Raw genomic sequence first — 3,409 nt, 5'->3', positions numbered from 1 at the left:
TCGACGCAATCATCAAGGAGATGCACGAAGGATTTGCTGTAGCCAGCAAGGAAAGAAGTTCTCTGGGTAATACTTTGGGTAGAATTATCGAGGACAGAGTTAGAGATAAAATAGAATTTTACGCAGAAAACATTGGTTGGAAGTCAAAAACGAGAGTTGTCAGCCACGATGAGGAAATCGATATTCTTGTAAGAGACGGGGTGTCCTTCTTTGTGGAAGCAAAATCACATGCAGACATGGATGCACTCAAACAGGTTGTAAGGAAGTCAAAGAAACTCAGACTGCCCGGAGTACTTGTGGGTGACAGACTGGATAGGGGTGTTGTCGTAGAAGCAAAACGTTTGAAAATTCTCTGCCTCACTCTGTTCGAATTCAGAAAAGCATTGCAAACAGGCAGAATAGAACGTTTGTATTCAAGCCAGCACACTCACACTAATAAATGATCAGTTATTCGCCCTTTTGCATTGGTTTGTGCTCATCAAAATAAGAGCATCGGTGTCTCCACCCCGATAGGTTGTTCATGCCCTTATGCGGTGTAAATCAGCTGTCGTTGTAGCCGTCAACATCCTTCACGATGTTTGCCTTCGACTACTGCCAAGTATCGCGCGGTGCTCTGAGTTCGTGATAGAAATTAATTTACAAATTGATCAAAATGAAAAGGTGAGAATAGAACAACAAATTACTTCACCATAAATATCACATCTCGCCCCATATCTCATGCAACCGCCAATTCTCTAACTATTTATCGCCATCTTTATTGAAAATTAATCTTCGATAACTGCTATTATTGCTTAACACGACTGAATGTGCTTTGAAAGTAGATTACCGGAATTACTTTACTCAATTTCAGCAACCCCCTATAGGTTTCGCCGTTGATATTACAGGAGCTCTGAAATTTACAAATAAACGGAACTATAGTGGTTTACGTCCCTTTCTATGACGGCTCTGCAGCAAACCGGTGTTAGAAACTAATGATCATGAATGTGTTATCGTTCCCTGAAACTAGATCTCTGTGCTAAGCGCTTGTTATGTGAATTATTAATCGTAAATCTACTTTTCGCGCAGAGTTTCATGTATCCAAGAACCTCAATAATATAATTGACAATAAAAGAGGGTCCTCGAGTAATTGTCTTTGATCTGCCGGTCGTGCGGTCGACGAAAGTGTATGCAACTTCCTTCACTTTCAATTCAGGTCGCATGGATAGCAGGTATAGCATCAATTTTGTGCGTTTAGCTAACGGGCGAAGATCCGAGATGTTGTCTCTACTCGTCATGAAGTATCCTGTGGTTGGGTCTTTTAGCCTTCGTGCCGGTTTAATCAGCATTTGCGCCATTAATATGGCGACTCGGCTTATTACGCCTCTTGTCGGTGACCAAATATTGCCACCACCTCTTACATGTCTGGATGCAGCAACTATGTCGATATCATCTATCCTGTTCGATGACATAGCAATCAGTGTCTTAGGCGGATGCTGTAAATCAGCGTCCATTATCACAATTGTATCGTTGTTTGCGACTCTGCTTCCTATTATGCAAGCATCTACTTGACCCATTTTTTTGTGTCGTTCCACAATATTGATTTTGTACTTACGATTAATTACTCTGGCTTGTTCTTTGATAGTTTCGACAGTGCCGTCTGAACTCCCATCATCAACAAATACGACTTCGTCAAGAACATTAAGCCCAAATTCTGATACCAGCTTATCAAATTCACATAGGAGGTTTACAACGTTTTCTCTTTCGTTGATGACTGGAATTATGATTGAAATTCTATCGTTCACTTTCATGGCAATATTCTCTATCAAATTTTTCTGTCATACCTGTGATATTCGCACTATATTTATTCTAGACCCAAACAGGGGTATTTAAAGCATCTTCTTCCAATTTCAGAACAACGCGTCAGTATTTGATTGCATATCCGGACTTCGTTTGAATAACATTGTTTCCTTCTGCACTGTGTCATTTTTGAACTGCTGGCATAGGCACATTAAGTATGTTTTGACGTGATTACCCCTCTTTAGTATCTGTTCTGGTATCAGGGGAAAAGGGACTCGCGCGTGTTTTTATTGTTTTGTTTCATTCAAACACCTTCGCCATAAACCTGCTTCTATCCTCCCTAGGTGTGAGATAACCACGCGAGGAATACGGCTTTGTCTCGTTGATGGAGCGTAGATCTCGTGTTACTCGGAACTCCGCTGCTTCGCCAGGAATACACAGCCTGCAACTGTGAAAAGCGTCTGCATTCTCAAGCCATAAACGGACTGTTCAAATAGCCACATCAGTTCTGAGGAATGCTATATTGAATCAAATAAATTATAAGGCAATAGTGTTTCAAAGAGCTACAATGCTTGATCCTCTTCACTTTTCTTTTGATTCCCTTGCAAAGTCTCCAAAAATGGTGTCTACGGATCTAAAGGGGTCTGGGACAGGAGCCGATGCCCACAAAAAGTCAACTTACCAACACACCGGAATTACATTTATCATGCATGACTAGAAGAAGATTAACGATGGAAAGATTATAGAAATATTTGAATAATGAATAATGAGCAATGGGTAAGTTAAATGAATAATAGAAGAAAGCATGGAATGGACCCCTGTTTTTAGAATCACTTTCTGCCCTGTAGATTTGATGTGACCCCCTCCGGCGCAAGCTGTTTCTTCCAATTCATTTAGAACTCTCCTGGTGTTGAATAACCTATTGCCGAGTGAATTCTGGCATTGTTGTAATCGACGAATACTTGTGGCATGTATTCGGCGGCCTCACCGTAGCTGCCGAACTCAATGAGCCACATGTATTCAGTCTTCAGCGTGCTGTGAAACGACTCGATGTGCCCCTGCTGTTCTGGAGTGCTGTTTGCGATGAATTCCTGCCTTTGCCCTGCGCATTCACGGACTCCATGAATGCACTGGATGAGAACTGAGAGCCGTTGTCAGACCTCAGAACGAGGTTGGACAGGTCCCTTCCTTCTGTTGCCTTGAGGAGACAGTCAATTGCATGCTGCCTCCTTATGTCCCTGGCAAACACATATGCCAGCCATTCCCTTGTAAAGCAGTCCAGGTTGTTGAACAGGTAGCACCATCTGTCTATGCCGCACCAGACATATGTTATGTCTGTCTCCCACAGCTGGTCCGGTGCTGTGGGTATGAACCTTCTGTTTTTAGTGGGCCCAGAACAGATACGTCCTTCTTCTACTGTTCTCTGGTAGATCCAATTCGCTGTTCGTCCTCTTATTTTTATCTATTTCTAATAATAAATTATCTCCTGTGATGATTCTGTCTTCAATGGCCCTAGGCCACCAATGCAACTGTGCAGTAGTCCCGCATAGGGAAATTACTGCACTGGCACTGTTTTTTGATGTGAGAGTGCATTCCGTTGTTTGGAGGCAATGGGATGCACTCCACGGAAGAT

5 protein-coding genes are annotated in these 3,409 nt (G+C 42.4%); 1 reads left to right on the top strand and 4 read right to left on the bottom strand.

All coding sequences use genetic code 11. From position 1 onward, the window contains the following. On the top strand, nucleotides 1-443 hold a 443-nt coding region (locus KIS29_08635; protein MBX8640385.1), incomplete at its 5' end, for a hypothetical protein. A 543-nt stretch (nucleotides 444-986) separates the two neighbouring features. Here the strand turns inward: KIS29_08635 and KIS29_08630 are convergent. From KIS29_08630 to KIS29_08615, 4 genes are all read right to left on the bottom strand, one after another. Further along, on the bottom strand, nucleotides 987-1,805 hold the full coding sequence (locus KIS29_08630; protein ID MBX8640384.1) for a glycosyltransferase: 819 nt from the start codon (nucleotides 1,803-1,805) through the stop codon (nucleotides 987-989). An 864-nt stretch (nucleotides 1,806-2,669) separates the two neighbouring features. Further along, nucleotides 2,670-2,912, bottom strand: coding sequence for an integrase core domain-containing protein (locus KIS29_08625; protein MBX8640383.1), 243 nt, complete (start codon nucleotides 2,910-2,912; stop codon nucleotides 2,670-2,672). Next, nucleotides 2,804-3,238, bottom strand: a complete 435-nt coding sequence (locus KIS29_08620) for a DDE-type integrase/transposase/recombinase (protein ID MBX8640382.1) — start codon at nucleotides 3,236-3,238, stop codon at nucleotides 2,804-2,806. The genes KIS29_08625 and KIS29_08620 overlap by 109 nt, the downstream gene beginning before the upstream one ends. Continuing rightward, nucleotides 3,159-3,409: hypothetical protein (locus tag KIS29_08615; protein MBX8640381.1), on the bottom strand; the 251-nt coding region annotated here is incomplete at its 5' end. The genes KIS29_08615 and KIS29_08620, both read right to left, overlap by 80 nt.

Origin of the sequence: Candidatus Sysuiplasma jiujiangense, assembly GCA_019721075.1 — an archaeon.
GTDB classification, from domain to species: Archaea; Thermoplasmatota; Thermoplasmata; order Sysuiplasmatales; family Sysuiplasmataceae; genus Sysuiplasma; species Sysuiplasma jiujiangense.
This window is presented reverse-complemented; position numbering and strand designations above follow the sequence as displayed.